This is a genomic window from Hylemonella gracilis (genome assembly GCF_004328645.1).
Taxonomy (GTDB): Bacteria; Pseudomonadota; Gammaproteobacteria; order Burkholderiales; family Burkholderiaceae_C; genus Hylemonella; species Hylemonella gracilis_B.
In genome coordinates this window covers 1,429,238-1,447,621 of sequence record NZ_CP031395.1, presented here as the reverse complement: position 1 = coordinate 1,447,621, position 18,384 = coordinate 1,429,238, and the positions used below count along the sequence as shown (strand labels likewise).

General features: G+C 65.3%; 21 protein-coding genes. 17 read left to right on the top strand and 4 right to left on the bottom strand.

Going from position 1 to position 18,384, the window contains the following annotated elements; genetic code table 11:
• The first annotated feature begins 86 nt into the window (after positions 1–86).
• From urtA to ureG, 17 genes are all read left to right on the top strand, one after another.
• On the top strand, positions 87–1,355 hold the full coding sequence (gene urtA / locus DW355_RS06880; RefSeq protein WP_131278750.1) for an urea ABC transporter substrate-binding protein: 1,269 nt from the start codon (positions 87–89) through the stop codon (positions 1,353–1,355).
• 134 nt (positions 1,356–1,489) lie between these two features.
• Positions 1,490–2,404 carry an urea ABC transporter permease subunit UrtB gene (gene urtB, locus DW355_RS06875; protein WP_131278748.1) on the top strand — a complete coding sequence of 305 codons (915 nt, stop codon included), beginning with the start codon at positions 1,490–1,492 and terminating at the stop codon, positions 2,402–2,404.
• Positions 2,405–2,432: 28 nt separating this feature from the next.
• On the top strand, positions 2,433–3,647 hold the full coding sequence (gene urtC, locus DW355_RS06870) for an urea ABC transporter permease subunit UrtC (RefSeq protein ID WP_131278746.1): 1,215 nt from the start codon (positions 2,433–2,435) through the stop codon (positions 3,645–3,647).
• A gap of 30 nt (positions 3,648–3,677) precedes the next feature.
• Positions 3,678–4,421, top strand: a complete 744-nt coding sequence (gene urtD, locus DW355_RS06865) for an urea ABC transporter ATP-binding protein UrtD (RefSeq protein WP_131278744.1) — start codon at positions 3,678–3,680, stop codon at positions 4,419–4,421.
• 11 nt (positions 4,422–4,432) lie between these two features.
• Complete coding sequence (urtE, locus tag DW355_RS06860; protein WP_131278742.1) at positions 4,433–5,122, top strand: urea ABC transporter ATP-binding subunit UrtE; 690 nt, start codon at positions 4,433–4,435, stop codon at positions 5,120–5,122.
• Between the two features lie 33 nt (positions 5,123–5,155).
• Positions 5,156–6,388, top strand: a complete 1,233-nt coding sequence (fmdA, locus tag DW355_RS06855) for a formamidase (RefSeq protein ID WP_131278740.1) — start codon at positions 5,156–5,158, stop codon at positions 6,386–6,388.
• A 17-nt stretch (positions 6,389–6,405) separates the two neighbouring features.
• Positions 6,406–6,759, top strand: a complete 354-nt coding sequence (locus tag DW355_RS06850; RefSeq protein ID WP_131278738.1) for an FmdB family zinc ribbon protein — start codon at positions 6,406–6,408, stop codon at positions 6,757–6,759.
• Positions 6,760–6,952: 193 nt separating this feature from the next.
• Complete coding sequence (locus DW355_RS06845; RefSeq protein ID WP_131278736.1) at positions 6,953–7,990, top strand: aliphatic amidase; 1,038 nt, start codon at positions 6,953–6,955, stop codon at positions 7,988–7,990.
• Between the two features lie 3 nt (positions 7,991–7,993).
• Positions 7,994–8,809, top strand: coding sequence for a CbbQ/NirQ/NorQ/GpvN family protein (locus tag DW355_RS06840; protein ID WP_131278734.1), 816 nt, complete (start codon positions 7,994–7,996; stop codon positions 8,807–8,809).
• Complete coding sequence (locus DW355_RS06835) at positions 8,793–10,478, top strand: nitric oxide reductase activation protein NorD (RefSeq protein WP_131278732.1); 1,686 nt, start codon at positions 8,793–8,795, stop codon at positions 10,476–10,478. The genes DW355_RS06840 and DW355_RS06835 overlap by 17 nt, the downstream gene beginning before the upstream one ends.
• 123 nt (positions 10,479–10,601) lie before the next feature.
• Positions 10,602–10,904: an urease subunit gamma gene (locus tag DW355_RS06830; RefSeq protein WP_131278730.1), complete on the top strand. Its 303-nt coding sequence runs from the start codon at positions 10,602–10,604 to the stop codon at positions 10,902–10,904.
• A 74-nt stretch (positions 10,905–10,978) separates the two neighbouring features.
• Positions 10,979–11,554: a HupE/UreJ family protein gene (locus DW355_RS06825; protein WP_131278729.1), complete on the top strand. Its 576-nt coding sequence runs from the start codon at positions 10,979–10,981 to the stop codon at positions 11,552–11,554.
• Between the two features lie 4 nt (positions 11,555–11,558).
• Positions 11,559–11,864 carry an urease subunit beta gene (locus DW355_RS06820; protein WP_131278727.1) on the top strand — a complete coding sequence of 102 codons (306 nt, stop codon included), beginning with the start codon at positions 11,559–11,561 and terminating at the stop codon, positions 11,862–11,864.
• Between the two features lie 28 nt (positions 11,865–11,892).
• Positions 11,893–13,635, top strand: coding sequence for an urease subunit alpha (gene ureC / locus DW355_RS06815; protein WP_131278725.1), 1,743 nt, complete (start codon positions 11,893–11,895; stop codon positions 13,633–13,635).
• Between the two features lie 105 nt (positions 13,636–13,740).
• Entirely contained in the window at positions 13,741–14,406 is a 666-nt protein-coding gene (gene ureE / locus DW355_RS06810; protein WP_131278723.1) for an urease accessory protein UreE, read from the top strand.
• Positions 14,384–15,118, top strand: coding sequence for an urease accessory protein UreF (locus DW355_RS06805; protein WP_131282416.1), 735 nt, complete (start codon positions 14,384–14,386; stop codon positions 15,116–15,118). The genes ureE and DW355_RS06805 overlap by 23 nt, the downstream gene beginning before the upstream one ends.
• Positions 15,119–15,150: 32 nt before the next feature.
• Positions 15,151–15,801, top strand: a complete 651-nt coding sequence (ureG, locus tag DW355_RS06800) for an urease accessory protein UreG (RefSeq protein ID WP_131278721.1) — start codon at positions 15,151–15,153, stop codon at positions 15,799–15,801.
• A gap of 23 nt (positions 15,802–15,824) precedes the next feature.
• On the opposite strand, the gene DW355_RS06795 is transcribed toward ureG, so the two are convergent.
• From DW355_RS06795 to DW355_RS06780, 4 genes are all read right to left on the bottom strand, one after another.
• Positions 15,825–16,694 (bottom strand): HNH endonuclease, encoded by an 870-nt coding sequence (locus tag DW355_RS06795; protein WP_242671317.1) that lies wholly within the window; start codon positions 16,692–16,694, stop codon positions 15,825–15,827.
• Between the two features lie 120 nt (positions 16,695–16,814).
• The gene (locus DW355_RS06790) at positions 16,815–17,345 is read right to left on the bottom strand and encodes a GNAT family N-acetyltransferase (RefSeq protein ID WP_131278717.1); all 531 of its coding nucleotides are present in this window, start codon (positions 17,343–17,345) and stop codon (positions 16,815–16,817) included.
• A gap of 61 nt (positions 17,346–17,406) precedes the next feature.
• Entirely contained in the window at positions 17,407–17,829 is a 423-nt protein-coding gene (locus tag DW355_RS06785) for a VOC family protein (protein WP_131278715.1), read from the bottom strand.
• A 24-nt stretch (positions 17,830–17,853) separates the two neighbouring features.
• Positions 17,854–18,333 carry an FKBP-type peptidyl-prolyl cis-trans isomerase gene (locus tag DW355_RS06780; protein ID WP_131278713.1) on the bottom strand — a complete coding sequence of 160 codons (480 nt, stop codon included), beginning with the start codon at positions 18,331–18,333 and terminating at the stop codon, positions 17,854–17,856.
• Positions 18,334–18,384: the final 51 nt, after the last annotated feature.

Genomic DNA, 18,384 nt, shown 5'->3' with positions numbered 1-18,384 from the left:
CCAGCGGTGACGTCGTGTCGCGCGGCACCTGGCTGAAAGTGAAGGCCGGTGCTCTTGGTTCCCACCATTCTCAGCAGGAGTGCCCCATGAAAAAATCGTCCGTCCCCACCCCGCCGCAGGCCCCCGGCCTGCAGCGCCGCCAGTTGCTGCAGGGCCTGGGGGCCCTGTCCATCGCCGGCCTGCCCGCGCTCGGCCACGCCGCAGCGCCGCCCACCGCGGCCGTCAACACGACCAAGCTGGCCGTCACCGACACCGAAGTCGTCGTGGGGCAGCTGCACTCGTCGTCCGGCACCATGGCCATCTCCGAAACCGGCTCCATCCAGGCCGAACAGTTGGCGATCGACCAGATCAATGCCATGGGCGGCATCCTGGGCCGCAAGATCAAGGTGATCAAAGAAGACGGCGCCTCTGACTGGCCGACCTTCGCCGAGAAGTCCAAGAAGCTGCTGGTCAACGACCACGTGGCCGCCGTCTTCGGCTGCTGGACCAGCGCCTCGCGCAAGGCCGTGCTGCCCATCTTCGAGAAGGAGAACGGCCTGCTCTACTACCCGACGTTCTACGAGGGCCTCGAGCAGTCCAAGAACGTGATCTACACCGGCCAGGAAGCCACGCAGCAGATCATCTACGGCCTGGACTGGGGCGCCAAGGAGAAGAAGGCCAAGACCTTCTTCCTGGTCGGCTCGGACTACATCTGGCCCCGCACCTCGATGAAGATCGCGCGCAAGCACATCGAGTCCGTGGGCAAGCTGGGCAAGGTGGTGGGCGAGGAGTACTACCCGCTGGGCAACACCAACTTCAACTCCCTGATCAACAAGATCAAGGTCGCCAAGCCGGACTGCATCTTCGCCGCGGTGGTGGGTGGCTCCAACGTGGCCTTCTACAAGCAGCTCAAGGCCGCAGGCATCACCGGCGCCAAGCAATTCCTGCTCACCCTGTCGGTGACCGAGGACGAGATGACCGGCGTGGGCGGCGAGAACTTCGAAGGCTTCTACAGCTCGATGAAGTACTTCCAGACCCTGGACAACGAGAACAACAAGAAGTTTGTCGCCGCCTTCAAGGCCAAGTACGGCAAGGACGCGGTGATCGGTGACGTGACCCAGGCCGGTTACCTGGGCCCCTGGCTGTGGAAGGCCGCCGTCGAGAAGGCCGGCAGCTTCGACGTAGACAAGGTCGTGGCCGCTTCGCCCGGCATCGAGCTCAAGACCGCGCCGGAAGGCTACGTGAAGCTGCACGAGAACCACCACCTGTGGAGCAAGTCGCGCATCGCCATCGGCAACAAGGACGGCACCTTCAAGGTGGTGTCCGAGTCGCCCAAGCTGATCGAACCCGATCCCTTCCCCAAGGGTTACCAGTAAGCAGGTACCGGACTCCGCGAGGGGTCGGGGTGGCGGCCCGGGTTGGAACGGGGAATGGCCGCCACCCCGTTTTTCCGCTTCGCACCCACGGACCGACGCGGGCGCGGGCACACGCTCAGACAGGCAGGTGACACATGGAATTCTCGGAAATACTCAACATCACCCTCATGCAGGGCTTCGCGGGGCTGAGCCTGTTCTCGGTGCTGCTGCTGATGGGCCTGGGTCTGGCCATCATCTTCGGCCAGATGGGCGTGATCAACATGGCGCATGGCGAATTCATGACCATCGGCGCCTACACCGTCTTCCTCCTGTCCACGCTGACGGAGAAGTTCGCGCCAGACCTCGTGCCCTTCTATTTCCCCGTGTCCATCATCGTGGCCTTTCTGCTGGCCTTCGTCGCGGGCTGGCTGGTGGAATGGGGCCTGATCCGCTTTCTCTACAAACGTCCGCTGGACACCCTGCTGGCCACCTGGGGTCTGAGTCTGGCGGTCCAGCAAGTGTTCCGCTCGGCCATCGGCCCCAAGGAAGTCAGCCCCACGCTGCCCGAGTGGCTGATGGGTTCCTGGGCCCCGCATGAAGGTCTGGACATCCCGATCAACGGCCTGTTCGTGCTGGCACTCACCGCCCTGGTGACGGGCGGCGTGCTGATTGCGCTGTACAAGAGCCGTTGGGGCCTGCGGGTGCGCGCCACGGTGAGCAACCGCACCATGGCCAATGCCATCGGCATCAACACCAGCCGGACCGATCGGCTCACCTTCGCCATCGGCTGCGGCATCGCTGGCGTGGCGGGCGCGGCCTTCACCACCATTGGCTCCACGGGTCCAACCAGCGGTTCGCTCTACATCGTCGACTCCTTCCTCGTCGTGACCTTCGGCGGCGCGGCCAGCCTGCTGGGCACCGTGGCCTCGGCCTTCGGCATCGCGCAGACGCAGTCCATCGGCGAGTTCTTCATCACCGGCTCCATGGCCAAGGTGCTCACGCTCTCGCTCATCGTCGTGATTCTCATGATCCGCCCGCAAGGCCTGTTCGCCAGCAAGGTCCGGCGCTGATTGCGCTTTTCATTTCAGGAGTCTTCCCATGAAGCAATTCACCGCGTGGCTCGCCAGCAAGGGCCTGGGCAAGGTGTTCATCCTGGCCCTGGTGCTGCTGGTGCTCTTTCCCCTGACCTTCGACATCTTCCGCCTCAACCTCGTGGGCAAGTACCTGAGCTATGGCTTCGTGGCGCTCGGCTTGGTCATGCTCTGGGGCTATGGCGGCGTGCTCAGCCTGGGCCAGGGCGTGTTCTTCGGCCTGGGCGGCTACGCCATGGCCATGTTCCTCAAGCTGGAGGCCAGCGACCCGGTCAGCACCAAGATCCAGTCCACGCCCGGCATCCCCGACTTCATGGACTGGAACCAGCTCACCGCCCTGCCGCTGTGGTGGGAGCCCTTCAAGCACCTGCCCTTCGCGCTGGTCGCGGTGGTGCTGATCCCGACCATCCTGGCCTTCGTCATCGGTTACGCCATGTTCAAGCGTCGCGTGGGCGGTGTGTACTTCGCCATCATCACCCAGGCGGTGGCGCTGATCCTGACCGTGCTCATCGTTGGCCAGCAGGGCTACACCGGCGGCATCAACGGCATGACCGACCTCAAGACCCTGATGGGCTGGGACATCCGCACCGACGGCGCGAAGTACCTCCTGTACTACCTCTGCGCCTTGCTGCTGCTGGGCACCATCCTGCTCTGCCTCTGGATCCAGAAAAGCAAGCTCGGCACCCTGTTGCTGGCCATGCGCGACAAGGAAGACCGGGTGCGCTTCTCGGGCTACGACGTGGCCATGTTCAAGGTCTTCGTCTTTTGCCTGGCCGCCGCGCTATCGGGCATCGGCGGCGCGTTGTTCACGCTGCAGGTGGGCTTCATGTCGCCCTCCTTCGTGGGCATCGTGCCTTCGATCGAGATGGTGATCTACGCGGCGGTGGGCGGGCGCATGAGCCTGGTCGGCGCGGTCTATGGCACGCTGCTGGTGAACTTCGGCAAGACCTACTTTTCCGAAACCTTTCCCGACCTTTGGCTCTTCCTGATGGCCGCGCTCTTCATCGGCGTGACCATGGCATTCCCGGAAGGCCTGGCCGGCCTGTGGGCCCAGAAGGTCGTGCCGTGGTGGCGCCGCAAGCAGGCCGAGCGACTCGCCATCCGCGCCGCCGTGCGCCGGGACGCCAGCAGCCCAGCCTCCGCCGACGGGGCGCCTAAACCACCCACGAGTCGCGGGGGCGGCCCCGCTGCCGCGAACTCCCTCAGCGGCCAGCGCGCCTGAGCCCCGAACCGGACCTCCCAGGAGCCCACCATGAGCAACACCGACTTCGCCCTGGCCGTGGAGGACCTCACGGTCTCCTTCGACGGCTTCAAGGCCATCGACAACCTCACGCTCTACGTCGACAAGAACGAGCTGCGCGTGATCATCGGCCCCAACGGCGCGGGCAAGACCACGCTGCTGGACCTGATCTGCGGCAAGACCAAGGCCAGCGGCGGCAGCATCAAGTTCAAGAACGAGGAACTCACCGCACTGGACGAGCACATCCGCGTGCGCCGCGGCATCGGCCGCAAGTTCCAGACGCCCTCAATCTACGAAAACCTCAGCGTGTTCCAGAACCTTGAGGTCTCCTTCCCCTCGGGACGCTCGGTGTTCGGCGCGCTGGGCTTCAAGTGCACCGACGAGGTGAAGGCCCGCGTGCAGGTCGTGGCCGAGGAGATCGGCCTGGCCGAGGTGCTGGACAAGGAAGCCGGCCTGCTTTCCCACGGCCAGAAGCAGTGGCTGGAGATCGGCATGCTGCTGATGCAGGAACCCGAGTTGCTGATGCTGGACGAACCCATCGCCGGCATGAGCGCGCGCGAGCGCGAACTCACGGCCGACCTGCTCAAGCGCATCTGCAAGAACCGCTCGGTGATCGTCATCGAGCACGACATGGAGTTCGTCAAGCAGATCGCGCACAAGGTCACGGTCATGCACCAGGGAAAGATCCTCGCCGAGGGTTCCATGGAAACCGTGCAGGCCGACCCCAAGGTGATCGACGTTTATCTGGGCCATTGAGGAGTCACACCATGCTCAAAGTCACCGACATGTACACGGCCTACGGCCAGAGCGAGGCGCTGCACGGCATCTCTTTCGAGGGGAACAAGAATGAGACGGTCGCCATCATGGGCCGCAACGGCATGGGCAAGACCACGCTGTTCAAGAGCCTGATGGGCGTGCTGCCGCTCAAGTCCGGTCACATCGAGGTCGATGGCCAGGATGTCTCGAAGGACGAAAGCTACCGCCGCGTTGCCAAGGGCATCGCCTACGTGCCCCAGGGCCGCATGATCTTCCCCACGCTGACGGTGGAGGAAAACATCCAGACCGGTCTGGAGAACGCCAAGGTCCGGCGCATCCCCGAAGAGATCTACGCGCTCTTTCCCGTGCTCTGGGACATGCGCCGACGCAAGGGCGGCAACCTCTCGGGCGGCCAGCAGCAGCAGTTGGCCATCGCGCGCGCGCTGGTGACCGACCCCAAGGTGCTGCTGCTCGATGAGCCCACCGAGGGCATCCAGCCTTCGATCATCAAGGACATCGCCAAGGCGCTGAACGAGATCCGCAAGCTGCGCGAGATCACCATCGTCGTGTCCGAGCAGGTGCTGTCCTTCGCGATGGACGTGGCCGACCGCCTCTTCGTCATCGAAGGCGGCCGCCTGGTGCACGAGACCCTGCGCGCGCAGACCGATGTGCAACGCATCAAGTCCTACCTCTCCGTCTGACCACTTTCAACCGCCACCCTTAGGAGCAACACCATGGCTGACACTCTGATCAAGGTCGATCTCAAGCAACCCGCACCCAGCAATCCGCTGGTGCACAACCGCTGGCACCCGGACATCCCGATCGCGGTCTGGGTCAACCCTGGCGAGGATTTCGTGCTGGAAACCTACGACTGGACCGGCGGCTACATCAAGAACAACGACAGCGCCGACGATGTGCGCGACATCGACCTTTCCACCGTGCACTACCTCTCCGGCCCCGTAGGCGTCAAGGGCGCGCAGCCCGGTGACCTGCTGGTGGTGGACCTGCTGGACATCGGCGCCAAGCAGGACAGCCTCTGGGGCTTCAACGGCTTCTTCAGCAAGAAGAACGGCGGCGGTTTTCTGACCGACCACTTCCCGCTGGCGCAAAAGTCGATCTGGGACATCAACGGCATGTTCACCAAGAGCCGCCACGTGCCCGGCGTGGAATACGCCGGCCTGATCCACCCCGGCCTGATCGGTTGCCTGCCCGACAAGAAGATGCTGGACGAATGGAACCAGCGCGAGCAGGCCCTGATCGACACCGACCCCACGCGCGTGCCCGGCCTGGCCAACCCGCCCTTCGCCGGCACTGCCCATCTGGGAAAACTCACGGGTGACGCCGCCAAGAAGGTGGCCGCCGAAGGTGCGCGCACCGTGCCACCGCGCGAACACGGTGGCAACTGCGACATCAAGGACTTGTCGCGCGGCTCCAAGATCTACTTCCCGGTCTACGTGGACGGCGCGGGCCTCTCGGTGGGCGATCTGCACTTCAGCCAGGGCGACGGGGAGATCACCTTCTGCGGCGCCATCGAGATGGCGGGCTGGGTGCACATGCGCGTCAGCCTCATCAAGGGGGGCATGGCCAAGTACGGCATCAAGAACCCCATCTTCAAGCCGAGCCCCATCACACCCAACTACAAGGACTATCTGATCTTCGAAGGCATCTCGGTCGACGAGGCGGGCAAGCAGCACTACCTGGACGTGACCATCGCCTACCGCCAGGCTTGCCTGAACGCCATCGAGTACCTCAAGAAGTTCGGCTACAGCGGCGCCCAGGCCTACTCCATCCTGGGCACGGCGCCGGTGCAAGGCCACGTGAGCGGCGTGGTGGACGTGCCCAATGCCTGCGCCACGCTCTGGCTGCCCACCGAAATCTTCGACTTCGACATCAACCCCACGGCGGCCGGTCCGGTGAAGTTCATCGACGGCAGCATCCAGATGCCGATCTCGCCCGACGTCAAGTAACCAAGCAGGAGCCCCGCATGCCCACCTACGACTACGCGTGTCCGGACTGCGGCGGCTTCGACGCGCTGCGCTCGGTATCGCAGCGCGACGAGCCCTGTGCCTGCCCGGACTGCGGGGCAACGTCGCCCCGCGTCTTCGTGGCCGCGCCGCGCCTGGCCTGCCTGAGCAGCGAGACACGGGCGGCGCACGAGACCAATGAGCGGGCCGCGCACGCGCCCCGCTCCTCGCGCGATGGCGACTACGGGCGAATGCGACATCCTGCGGGCTGCGGGTGCTGCTCAGGGTCCTCGTCCAAGCGCAGTTCGACGGTGCGTGCCCCCGATGGCTCCAAGGCCTTCGCAGGCAAACGCCCTTGGATGATCAGTCATTGAACTTGACACGCACCAGTCCGCTATCGGTTCCCGTGCCGTAGCAGCCTGTCCGCAAGGACGAGCCCAAATGAAGGCCCCCCTTCCGCCCTGGCGAGGGTGGAAAGGGGCGGGGGATAGGGGGTGGAAAAGCAAGAACTTAATTCACCTTCGCCATCGCTCACACACGAATCGACCTACTCCCTAGGAGTCAAAAATGATCCACGGCGACATATCCAGCAGCAACGACACGGTCGGCGTGGCCGTCGTCAATTACAAGATGCCGCGCCTGCACACCAAGGCGGAAGTCCTGGCCAACGCCCGCAAGATCGCGGACATGGTGGTGGGCATGAAGCAGGGCCTGCCAGGCATGGACCTGGTGATCTTCCCGGAGTACAGCACGCACGGCATCATGTACGACGCGAAAGAGATGTACGAGACCGCCGCCGCCGTGCCCGGCGAGGAGACGGCCATCTTCTCTGACGCCTGCCGCAAGGCGAAAGTGTGGGGCGTGTTCTCGCTGACCGGCGAACGGCATGAGGAACACCCGAACAAGGCGCCCTACAACACGCTCATCCTGATGAACGACCAGGGCGAGATCGTTCAGAAGTACCGCAAGATCATGCCCTGGGTGCCCATCGAGGGCTGGTACCCCGGCAACTGCACCTATGTCTCGGACGGCCCGAAGGGGCTCAAGGTCAGCCTCATCATCTGCGACGACGGCAACTACCCCGAGATCTGGCGCGACTGCGCCATGAAGGGCGCGGAACTCATCGTGCGTTGCCAAGGTTATATGTACCCGGCCAAGGACCAGCAGGTGCTGATGGCCAAGGCCATGGCCTGGGCCAACAACAGCTACGTGGCCGTGGCCAACGCGACCGGCTGGGATGGCGTCTATTCCTACTTCGGCCACAGCGCCTTGATCGGCTTCGACGGCCGCACGTTGGGGGAATGCGGCGAGGAGGAAATGGGCTTGCAGTATGCGGCCCTCTCCAAAAGCCTGATCCGTGATTTCCGCAAGAACGGCCAGAGCGAGAACCACCTCTTCAAGCTGCTGCACCGCGGCTACACCGGCAAGATCAACTCGGGCGAGGGCGACAGCGGCGTGGCCGCCTGCCCGTACACCTTCTACGGCCAATGGATCAACGACCCCGAGGGCACGCGCAAGCAGGTGGAGTCATTCACGCGGAGCACCGTGGGCACGCCCGAATGCCCGATCGAGGGCATACCGAACGCACCGGCCGTCCACCGCTGATTGATGGAAGCCCTCGCCGACCCGCTGGCGGCCTACCGCGTCGCCGCCGCGCCTTGGTACAGGCCGTCGGCGCGCGAAGTCGAGCTCTGCGAACGGGCCTGGGCGCACCGCTTGCCCCTGCTGCTCAAGGGCCCCACGGGCTGCGGCAAGACGCGTTTCGTCGAGCACATGGCCTGGAAGCTGGGCCGCCCGCTGGTCACCGTGGCCTGCAACGAAGACATGACGGCGGCCGACCTCGTGGGGCGCTGGCTGCTCGACGCGCAGGGCACCGTCTGGCAGGACGGCCCACTGACGCTGGCAGTGCGCCATGGCGCCCTCTGCTACCTCGACGAGGTGGTGGAGGCGCGCCAGGACACCACGGTGGTGATCCACCCGCTGACCGACGCGCGCCGTCTGCTGCCGCTGGACCGCAAGGGCGAACTGCTGCACGCGCATCCGGACTTCCAGCTCGTCGTCTCTTACAACCCGGGCTACCAGAGCCACACCAAGGACCTCAAACCCTCGACCCGACAACGCTTCGCCGCGCTGGCATTCGACTATCCGCCGCCGGAGGTGGAGACCGACATCGTCGCGCACGAAGCAGGCGTCACGATGGAACTCGCGGCGCGCCTGGTCGGCCTCGCCCGCCGCACGCGCGCCTTGCGCGAGCACGGTCTGGAAGAAGGCGCATCAACCCGCATGCTGGTCTACGCGGGCCGCTTGATCCGCGACGGCATGGAACCGCGCGACAGCTGCGCCATGACCCTCACCCAGGCGCTGACCGATGACCCCGATCTGAGCGCCGCCCTGCGCGAGCTGGTGCATGCCACTTTCCCCTGACGCCCAGGCACCCGGCTCGGCCCCTGGTCTCACCGTGCCGAGGCTGCTGCTGCGCGCGCTCAGCCTGCGCGGCCTCGCGGTGCAACACTTGCCCACAGACGCATCCAGCGCAGCGCAGCCGCCACCACCCTCGTCCACACGCCCCATCCTCACGCCCATGCACCTGCTGCTGCCCGCGCTGACGCCAGCACTGCAGCGGGCCGCCGTGGCGCATGCCGCCGCCCACCTGCTGCATTCCGTGCCCGCTCAGCCCCCAAACGGGCTGCGGCCCCTGGCCCAGGTCGTGGTGGGCGCCATCGAGGATGCACGGGTCGAGCAATTGCTCGCGCGTGATCTGCCCGGCGTGCGCGCCTGGTTCGATGCGCCGCTGCGCGCGGCCTGGCAGGCAGACGGCTTGAGCTTCTTCGCCCTGCTGTCGCGCCTGGACCTGGCGCTGCACGACGAGCGGTGTCCCGATGGGCATCACTGGGTGAACAAGGCGCGCAGCGCCTTCGATGCCGCACGCCGCGCGCATGGGCTGGAGGACGCCGCGGCCTTTCGCCGGCTCGCGTCCATCCTCGCCAACGACCTCGGGCAGATGCGCGTGCGCCACGAACCACAACAGCTGGCCGTGCCCGCGCCTTATCGGGATGACCACAGCCACCTCTGGACGCACAAGCGCAACACCGAGGAAGCGCAGACCTTGCCCACGCCCGAGGCACCTCCCCCGGTCGGGCACCCCGCTTGCGCATCGCTACCCTTGCCCCCATCACCGAAGGACGAAGCTGCAACGATCCCCCAAGGCGGGCCGGCAATTCACCTCTACCCCGAATGGGACCGGCGCCTCGAACGCCTGCGCCCCGACTGGTGCACGCTGCACGAATGGGCGCCTGTGCAAGTTACGGAACCGATCACCGATGCCGGTCTCGAGCGCACGCGCCTCCCCTCGCGCCTCCACTCGCCATCACGCCTGTCGGTTGGCCCCGTCCGCCGATTGCGCCACCAATCCGAGGGCGAGCAGCTCGACCTGGACGCGGCCATCGACGCCGTACTGAGCCGCCGCCTGCAACAGGCGCACGACGGACGGGTCTTCCAACGCCGGGCCCCTCAGCAGCCGCCCTGCAGTCTGCTGCTCCTGCTCGACAGCTCCCAGTCCACCGCGGACCAGGACGCCCAGGGACGCAGCCTGATGGCGCTGGAACAGGCGGCTGCCTGGCAGCTCACGCGCGCCGTCCTGGCAGCACGGGGCCGCATCGCGATCCATGCCTTCCACTCGGACTCCCGAGCCCGCGTGCATTACCGACGCCTGCTCGATTTCGGTCAAGCCATGGATGCTCGCGCGCAAGCGCGGTTGGAAGCCCTGCAGCCGGCGTGGTCCACGCGCCTGGGGGCGGCCCTGCGCCACGCGACCCGGCTGCTAACCACCGAACCCGCCGAACGACGCGCCGTGCTCGTGCTCAGCGACGGCGCACCCAGCGACATCGACGCGCATGACCCGCGTGACTTGGTCGAGGATGCTCGCCAAGCCGTACGGGAAGCCGCCCAGCGGGGCCTGCCGGTCTACGGGCTGATCGTTGACCCGACTGCGACCGCCTATGCGCGACGCATCTTTGGGGTGCATCGCCACCGCATTCTTGCGCGCACCGCCCCCTTGCATCGCCAATTGACGGCCTTGCATGCACGCATCTAAGGCATTTGATCTGAAATTGCCCATTCGTGGTGCATCATGCCCCGCGTGGGCCACCGGAAGGCAAGAGTGCCGGCGGCATGCCTATTGCATACACGGCTGTTCAAAGAGGGAAGACATAGAACCATGGAACTCACGCCCCGTGAAAAAGACAAGCTGCTGATCTTCACCGCCGCCTTACTGGCCGAGCGGCGCAAGGCACGCGGCCTCAAGCTCAACTACCCGGAGGCCGTGGCCTTCCTCAGCGCCGCCGTGATGGAAGGCGCGCGCGACGGCAAGACCGTGGCGCAGCTGATGAGCGAAGGTCGCGCCCTGCTCACGCGCGACGAGGTCATGGACGGCGTGCCCGAGATGATCCCCGACATCCAGGTCGAGGCCACCTTCCCCGACGGCACCAAGCTCGTGACGGTGCACCAACCCATTCCCTGAACCTCCGGCGCGGTCCGCCGCACAGGCTGGCCGCGCCCTCTGCTTCACACGCACACGACACGCAAGGAACCCGCATGAAACTGCACCGTCTCTCCCCTCTCTTGCTGCTCGGCGCCAGCCTGGCCGCGTCTGCCCATGTGGGCGCGGATGGCGGCGGACATCATGGCTTCCTCGCCGGCTTCAGCCATCCTTTCTTCGGCCTGGACCATCTGGCCGCCATGCTGGCCGTGGGCATCTGGAGCGCGTTGGCGGTACGTCGCATCTGGGTCGCTCCGCTGGCCTTCGCGCTGACCCTGCTGGCCGGGGCCTTGCTGGCGCAAGCCGGCCTGTCCTTCCCCGCCGTCGAGCCCATGATCGCCGCCTCGCTGTTCGTGGTCGGCCTGCTGCTGACGCTGCGCGCCCGCCTGGGCGCCTTGGCTGCCGCGGCCCTGGTCGCGGTGTTCGCGCTGTTCCACGGCGCGGCGCACGGCAATGAACTCACGGGCGCACCCGCGCTGGCCGGCATGGTGCTGGGCACGGCCTTGCTGCACGGCGCGGGTCTGCTGCTGGGGCCCTGGCTGCAAAACCGCCACGTGCTGCTCGCACGCGCCGCCGGCCTCGCGGTCGCTGGCTTCGGTCTCTTCACGGGCGCCCTGCTCGTCGCGGGGTAAGACCATGATCCCCGGCGAACTGCTGATTGACGACGGCGCGCACCCGCTCAATCCCGAGCGGCGAACCCACACCGTGGTGGTGAAGAACACCGCCGAACGACCCATTCAGGTCGGCTCGCACTACCACTTCGCCGAGACCAACGGCGCGCTGGACTTCGACCGCGCCGCCGCGCGCGGCATGCGGCTCAACATCGCCAGCGGCACGGCCGTGCGCTTCGAGCCTGGCCAGCAGCGCACGGTGGAGCTGGTGGACTTCAGCGGCGAGCGCCGGGTCCACGGCTTCCGTGGCCTCGTGCAAGGAAAACTCTGAAGCCTCACGCTCAACGGAATATCACGCCATGTCCTTCATCACCAAACGCGCCTATGCCGAGATGTACGGCCCCACCCAGGGCGACCGCGTGCGCCTGGCCGACACCGAACTGATCGTGGAGGTGGAGCAGGACTACACCCTGCGCGCCGGCGGCTACGGCGAGGAAGTGAAGTTCGGCGGCGGCAAGACCATCCGCGATGGCATGGCGCAAAGTCAGCGCACGCGCGACGGCACGGGCAGCGGCCCCGAGGCCGGCGGCGCGGTGGACACGGTGCTGACCAACGCCCTGATCATCGACCACTGGGGCATCGTCAAGGCCGACATCGGCCTCAAGGACGGACGCATCGCGGCCATCGGCAAGGCCGGCAACCCCGACACGCAAGCGGGCGTGGACATCGTCATCGGCCCTGGCACCGAAATCATCAGCTGCGAGGGCAACATTGTCACGGCCGGCGGCATCGACAGTCACATTCACTTCATCAGCCCGCAGCAGATCGAGGAAGCGCTGTGCTCGGGCGTGACCACAATGCTCGGTGGCGGCACCGGCCCGGCCACGGGCACCTTCGCCACCACCTGCACGCCCGGCGCGTGGAACATCGAACGCATGCTGCAGGCGGCCGACGCCTTCCCCATGAACCTGGGCTTCCTGGGCAAGGGCAACGCCAGCCTGCCTGCCGCGCTGCACGAACAGATCAACGCCGGCGTGATCGGCCTCAAGCTGCACGAGGACTGGGGCACCACGCCCTCGGCCATCAGCAACTGCCTGGACGTGGCCGAGGCCACCGACACCCAGGTGGCCATCCACTCCGACACGCTGAACGAATCGGGCTTCGTCGAGAACACCATCGCCGCCGTCAAGGGCCGCGGCATCTGCGCCTTCCACACCGAGGGCGCGGGCGGCGGCCACGCGCCTGACATCCTCAAGGTGGTGGGCGAGGCCAACTTCCTGCCCAGCTCGACCAACCCCACCATGCCCTACACGGTGAACACGCTGGACGAGCATGTGGACATGCTCATGGTCTGCCACCACCTGGACCCGGCCATCGCCGAGGACCTGGCCTTCGCCGAAAGCCGCATCCGCAAGGAAACCATCGCGGCCGAGGACATCCTGCACGACCTGGGCGCCATCAGCATGATGAGCAGCGACAGCCAAGCCATGGGCCGCGTGGGCGAAGTCATCCTACGCACCTGGCAGACCGCGCACAAGATGAAGGTGCAGCGCGGCGCCCTGGAAGGCGACGGCGCGCGCAACGACAACACCCGCGTCAAACGCTACATCGCCAAGTACACCATCAACCCGGCCATCGCCCACGGTATCAGCCACGAGGTGGGCAGCATCGCCCCCGGCAAATGGGCCGACCTGGTGATCTGGAAACCGGCCTTCTTCGGCGTCAAACCCGCGCTCATCCTCAAGGGCGGTTTCATCGCCTTCGCGGCCATGGGCGACCCCAACGCCAGCATCCCCACGCCCCAGCCTGTGCACTACCGGCCCATGTTCGGCGCTTTTGGCGGCGCGATCGCGCGGACCTCGCTGACCTTCGTGTCGCAGGCCGGCTTGGCCGCGGACATCGGCACGCGCTTTGGCTTGGCCAAACGGCTCTCGGCGGTCAAGAACATCCGCGGCGTGACCAAGCGCCACATGGTGCACAACAACTATGTGCCCAAGATGGAAATCGACGCGCAGACCTACCAGGTGCGCGCCGACGGCGTGCTGCTGACCTGCGAGCCGGCCAGGAGCCTGCCGATGGCGCAACGGTACTTTCTGTTCTGAGCCAGCCCAGCCACACGTCCGCGGCCCGCGCGCTCCACAGATCTCCGTCGCGACCTCGTCCAGGCACGGCGCGGGCCCGCAGGGACGAAGACTAAACTCCGTCGCATGCTCACCATCTCCAAACTTCTCTCCCAAGGCCAGGGCCTGGCCAAGGTCCTCGTGCAACGCGCGCCCACCATCGAACTGGACTGGGACGTGCGCCAAAAAAGCCGCTTTGCCGCCACCGATTCCTCGGGACGCGAGCTGGGCGTCTTCCTGCCGCGCGGCACCGTGGTGCGCGGCGGCGACGTGCTGGTGGCCGAGGACGGATCGCTCATCCGCGTCGTGGCTGCGCCTCAGCCCGTGCTGCGCATCACCGCCTGCGCCGAACACGGCTCGCCCTTCGACCTGACCCGCGCCGCCTACCACCTGGGCAACCGCCATGTGCCCATCGAACTGCGGCCCGATCACCTGAAGATCGAACCCGACCATGTGCTGGCCGACATGCTGCGCGCCATGCACCTGATCGTGACCGAGCAGAACGAGGGCTTTGAACCCGAGGGCGGCGCCTACGCGCAGGGCCATGCAGGACACGGCGGCCATGGCCACACACATGGTCACAGTCACGAGCATGCACATGATGAGCACGGGCATGCACACGATCACGGCCACTCGCATGCGCCTGCGCACACCCATGATCACGAAAGCCACAGCCACGCCGGTCATGCGCACGATGATCATGACCACGACCATGGACACGCCCATGGACATGCGCACCACCACAAGCACTGAGGCGGTCTCACCCGCGCTGTCGCCGGCCAGCCTGCTGCACCTGATCTGGTTGGCCTCGCCCGCCCTGCCGGTGGGTGGGTTTTCCTACTCGGAAGGTCTGGAAGCCGCGATCGACGCCGGTCTGGTGACTGGCGAGGCCCAAGCCGCCGACTGGCTGGTGGAACAGCTGCACCTGACCCTTGCGCGCTCGGACCTGGCCGTGATGGCCCAGACCCTGCGCGCGTGGCGACGCGGCGACACGTCCCGCGTGTGCGCCCTCAACAGCTGGCTGCTGCAGACCCGCGAAAGCGCCGAGCTGCGCCTGCAAACCGAACAGATGGGCCGTTCCTTGCGCGAATGGCTGCGCCACCTGCCCGGGGCCGACGCCGCCGCGCTGGACTTCGCCGCAACCCTGGAGCCGAGCTACCCCGTCATGTACGCGCTCTGTGCCGCGGGCCCCACGGGAGCGCAGGCCGAGCAGGCGGGTGAACGCGACGTGCTGCTCGCCTACGCCTTCGGCTGGGCCGAGAACATGATGCAGGCCGCGCTCAAGGCCGTGCCCCTGGGACAGACCTCGGGCCAACGCATCCTGGCCCGGCTGGCCGCCGAGATTCCCACCGCCGTCGAACATGCTTTGCAACTGCCCGACGAAGAACGCCAAGCCTACAGCCCCATGCTGGCCATCCTGAGCAGCCGGCACGAAACCCAGTACTCCCGACTTTTCCGCTCCTGAATCGCCAGGGCGCATGCCCACAAGGAAACACCATGAACACACCGGCCCTGCACCACATCCCGAACCGCAGCAAACCCCTGCCGCCCCTGCGTGTGGGCATCGGCGGCCCGGTCGGCTCCGGCAAGACCACCCTGCTCGAAATGCTCTGCAAGGCCATGCGCGAGAAGTACGACCTCGTGGCCATCACCAACGACATCTACACCAAGGAAGACCAGCGCCTGCTCACCATCAGCGGCGCCCTGCCGGCCGAACGCATCATGGGCGTGGAAACCGGTGGCTGCCCGCACACCGCCATCCGCGAGGACTGCTCCATCAACCTCGAAGCCATCGACCGCATGCTGAAGGAGTACCCGAACGCCGACATCGTGTTCGTGGAAAGCGGCGGCGACAACCTGGCCGCCACCTTCAGCCCCGAGCTGAGCGATCTGACCATTTACGTGATCGACGTCGCCGCTGGCGAAAAAATCCCGCGCAAGGGCGGCCCCGGCATCACCAAGAGCGACCTCTTTGTCATCAACAAGACCGACTTAGCACCACACGTGGGGGCCAACCTGGACATCATGAAGTCCGACACGGAACGGATGCGCGGGGCCAAGCCGTTTGTGATGACCAACCTGAAGACGCTGGCGGGGTTGGAGGAGGTGGTGGGGTTTATTGAGAAGCGGGGGTTGTTGAAGGCGTAGACTGGACCCGAGTCAAGAAGCACTTATAGATGCTCTAAAAACCTCGACATAAGCAACACGTTCTCTCGATGAAACTCGAGATAGCGACGCTGTCCTTGCGAAAAGGATCCCACGTGAGTGGAGCGGGCGGAGTCAACACCCATCCGCCGCAGCGAATCGGCATGCGCGACGGGCGACACCAGCAGTGTTCCATCGTCACCAAAACCAATGAAGCCGCGATCAAATAGATGATCAATACTGGGTGTAAGCAGCAACCCATTCTCACCATCCAATCGCTCCTCGTTCGTCGAGTCTCTCCAAGGTTTGCTATGACTCGCCCTGAGATGCTCCGCGTTTTCAACCCCCGTCACACGACAACGCCTTTCGATCGTCATCACGCGCTGTTTGAAAACACCCTGGCCACGACGAGCTAGCACCAGTGCCAAACGTTGCGTCTCCGGCACGGAGATATCGCTCTTGACTTGATCCAATACATGCTCCTCCCATTCGACCAACCCTGTGGCAGGCGCATGTAACGGCTCATTCGCGACACGATGCCCCAAAATCAAAGCTCTCGCCTCTGCGCCAAGTAGATCGACGAGTGCAGCAGCGAAAACCTCAGGTAGCTTTGTTAAGTAAAGGTTCTGCAATCCTGCGCCATTGGGACGTAATGGTGCATAACGCTCCGGCAAAAGTGGCTGCAGAATCGCCATATGTTCTGCTGGGCGAATTGGCAATCGCAACGGATGGAAATTGACGTCAACTCGCCAGCCAATGCGATCCCAGTACGCACCTGTCTCACCAAACTCTAATGGCTTTGGAGACTCATAGGCATGCGAGCTAGCAATTCCAATTGCGCGAATCTGCGCATCTGCGAATGAAAAAATTACGTCCTCTGGAGCGACTTCACGCATGAAGTCGTAGTAGGGGTTGCGCGCTTGATTTGATTTCAGCTTTGGTGACCAGAGATAGCCTCCCCGCACCTCGTGCCGGTATGTCTGCTTCTGATTGACCCACCAAAACCTCATCTTCTTTTACCCATCCACCGGCCGCTCCGGCGTCTCCAAAATGAGCTGATAGAGCGCGAGGTCCAGCCAGCGCCCGAACTTGAAGCCAGCCTGCTGCACGACACCGCAGGGCTTGAAACCCAGTTGCTCGTGCAAGGCGATGCTGCCGCTGTTGGTGGCGTCGATGGCGCCGACCATCACATGCACCTGCTGCGCACGGGCGCGTTCGATGAGGGCTTGCAGCAGCTTGCGCCCCAGTCCCTTGCCACGGTGGGCGTGGTGCACGTAGACGGAATGCTCCACCGTGTACTTGAAGGCCGGGAAGTTGCGGAAGGTGCCGTAGCTGGCGAAGCCCAGCAACTCGCCCTGCCCATCGTCACCGTCGACGAAGCCAATGACCGGAAAACCGCCCGCGCGCTTGGCCTGGAACCAGGTGCTCATGCTGTCCATGCTGCGCGGCTTGTAGTCGTACAGCGCCGTGGTGCGCACGATGGCGTCGTTGAGGATGGCGAGAATGGCTTCGCCATGGGCTTCGAGGGTGCAAGCTATCAGTTGCATGGTGTGATGCGATTCGTGTGGGTGCGCAGGCTTAAGGTGCGAACGGACGGACGGCGCTCGTTCAATCCAGGTCTGTCCACTGCGGGTTCCAGACCACCTCCCACAGGTGGCCGTCCGGGTCCTGGAAGTAGCCTGAGTAACCGCCCCAGAAGGTGTCGTGCGCGGGCTTGGTGATGGCGGCGCCAGCCATGCGGGCCTGGACCATCACGGCGTCCACCTCCGCCTTCGAACCCACGTTGTGGCCCAATGTCAGTTCGGTGGCGCTGCGGGAACCCAGGGGCTGGCCGGTGTCATGGGCGATGCTCTTGCGCGGCCACAAAGCCAGGCGCAGACCGGGCTGGAGCTGCACGAAGACCACGGCCCCGAATTCGAACTCCTGACCGACCATGCCGTCGGTGGCAAAGCCCAGGCCATCACGGTAGAAGCGCAGGGACGCTTCCAGGTCGTCCACGCCCAGGGTGATGACGGTGATGCGGGGTTTCACGGCAGGCGCACTGAGGCGGCACCGTCAATGGTGGTGTCCACCATCGCCATGCACGTGCCCATGGGCGATTTCCTCGGCTGTGGCAGCGCGCACGTCGAGCACGGTGCATTCCAGCTTCAGCGCCAGGCCCGCCAGCAGGTGGTTGCCGTCCAAGTGGACCTCGGGTCCTTTGATCTTGACGACACGGAAATGCACGGACTGGCCTTCGTCGCTGCGGCCCTCCAAGTGGCCGCCGACCTTGACCCCGGGCGGGAATTCGCTCTTGGGAATCACACGGACCAGGCTTTCGTCACGCTCGCCAAAGGCATCTTCCACCGGCAGCGTGATCTTGAGCTGGAAGCCCTTTTCCTGGCCCTCCAGCGCCTCTTCGACCTTGGGAAAGATGTTGCCGTACCCGCCGTGCAGGTAGGCGCTGGGTTCGCGGCCGTCCTCGAGCAACTGGCCGCCGCTCGCTTCGGTGAGGCGATAACGCAGGGTAACCGCAGTGTCCTTGGTGATTTTCATGGTGAATGCAGACGCAATAGGGAAGTGAAATAATCGCGGGAATCTTCCGGA

Excerpts from the sequence above, each read along its gene's own strand:
- DW355_RS06795 (WP_242671317.1), bottom strand. The coding sequence starts at position 16,694 with ATGCGTGAAGTCGCTCCAGAGGACGTAATTTTTTCATTCGCAGATGCG.
- DW355_RS06830 (WP_131278730.1), top strand. The coding sequence starts at position 10,602 with ATGGAACTCACGCCCCGTGAAAAAGACAAGCTGCTGATCTTCACCGCC.
- urtA (WP_131278750.1), top strand. The coding sequence starts at position 87 with ATGAAAAAATCGTCCGTCCCCACCCCGCCGCAGGCCCCCGGCCTGCAG.
- fmdA (WP_131278740.1), top strand. The coding sequence starts at position 5,156 with ATGGCTGACACTCTGATCAAGGTCGATCTCAAGCAACCCGCACCCAGC.
- DW355_RS06850 (WP_131278738.1), top strand. The coding sequence starts at position 6,406 with ATGCCCACCTACGACTACGCGTGTCCGGACTGCGGCGGCTTCGACGCG.
- DW355_RS06840 (WP_131278734.1), top strand. The coding sequence starts at position 7,994 with ATGGAAGCCCTCGCCGACCCGCTGGCGGCCTACCGCGTCGCCGCCGCG.
- DW355_RS06835 (WP_131278732.1), top strand. The coding sequence starts at position 8,793 with ATGCCACTTTCCCCTGACGCCCAGGCACCCGGCTCGGCCCCTGGTCTC.
- DW355_RS06780 (WP_131278713.1), bottom strand. The coding sequence starts at position 18,333 with ATGAAAATCACCAAGGACACTGCGGTTACCCTGCGTTATCGCCTCACC.
- ureG (WP_131278721.1), top strand. The coding sequence starts at position 15,151 with ATGAACACACCGGCCCTGCACCACATCCCGAACCGCAGCAAACCCCTG.
- ureE (WP_131278723.1), top strand. The coding sequence starts at position 13,741 with ATGCTCACCATCTCCAAACTTCTCTCCCAAGGCCAGGGCCTGGCCAAG.
- urtB (WP_131278748.1), top strand. The coding sequence starts at position 1,490 with ATGGAATTCTCGGAAATACTCAACATCACCCTCATGCAGGGCTTCGCG.
- DW355_RS06845 (WP_131278736.1), top strand. The coding sequence starts at position 6,953 with ATGATCCACGGCGACATATCCAGCAGCAACGACACGGTCGGCGTGGCC.
- DW355_RS06820 (WP_131278727.1), top strand. The coding sequence starts at position 11,559 with ATGATCCCCGGCGAACTGCTGATTGACGACGGCGCGCACCCGCTCAAT.
- DW355_RS06790 (WP_131278717.1), bottom strand. The coding sequence starts at position 17,345 with ATGCAACTGATAGCTTGCACCCTCGAAGCCCATGGCGAAGCCATTCTC.
- DW355_RS06825 (WP_131278729.1), top strand. The coding sequence starts at position 10,979 with ATGAAACTGCACCGTCTCTCCCCTCTCTTGCTGCTCGGCGCCAGCCTG.
- ureC (WP_131278725.1), top strand. The coding sequence starts at position 11,893 with ATGTCCTTCATCACCAAACGCGCCTATGCCGAGATGTACGGCCCCACC.
- urtD (WP_131278744.1), top strand. The coding sequence starts at position 3,678 with ATGAGCAACACCGACTTCGCCCTGGCCGTGGAGGACCTCACGGTCTCC.
- urtC (WP_131278746.1), top strand. The coding sequence starts at position 2,433 with ATGAAGCAATTCACCGCGTGGCTCGCCAGCAAGGGCCTGGGCAAGGTG.
- DW355_RS06805 (WP_131282416.1), top strand. The coding sequence starts at position 14,384 with ATGCGCACCACCACAAGCACTGAGGCGGTCTCACCCGCGCTGTCGCCG.
- urtE (WP_131278742.1), top strand. The coding sequence starts at position 4,433 with ATGCTCAAAGTCACCGACATGTACACGGCCTACGGCCAGAGCGAGGCG.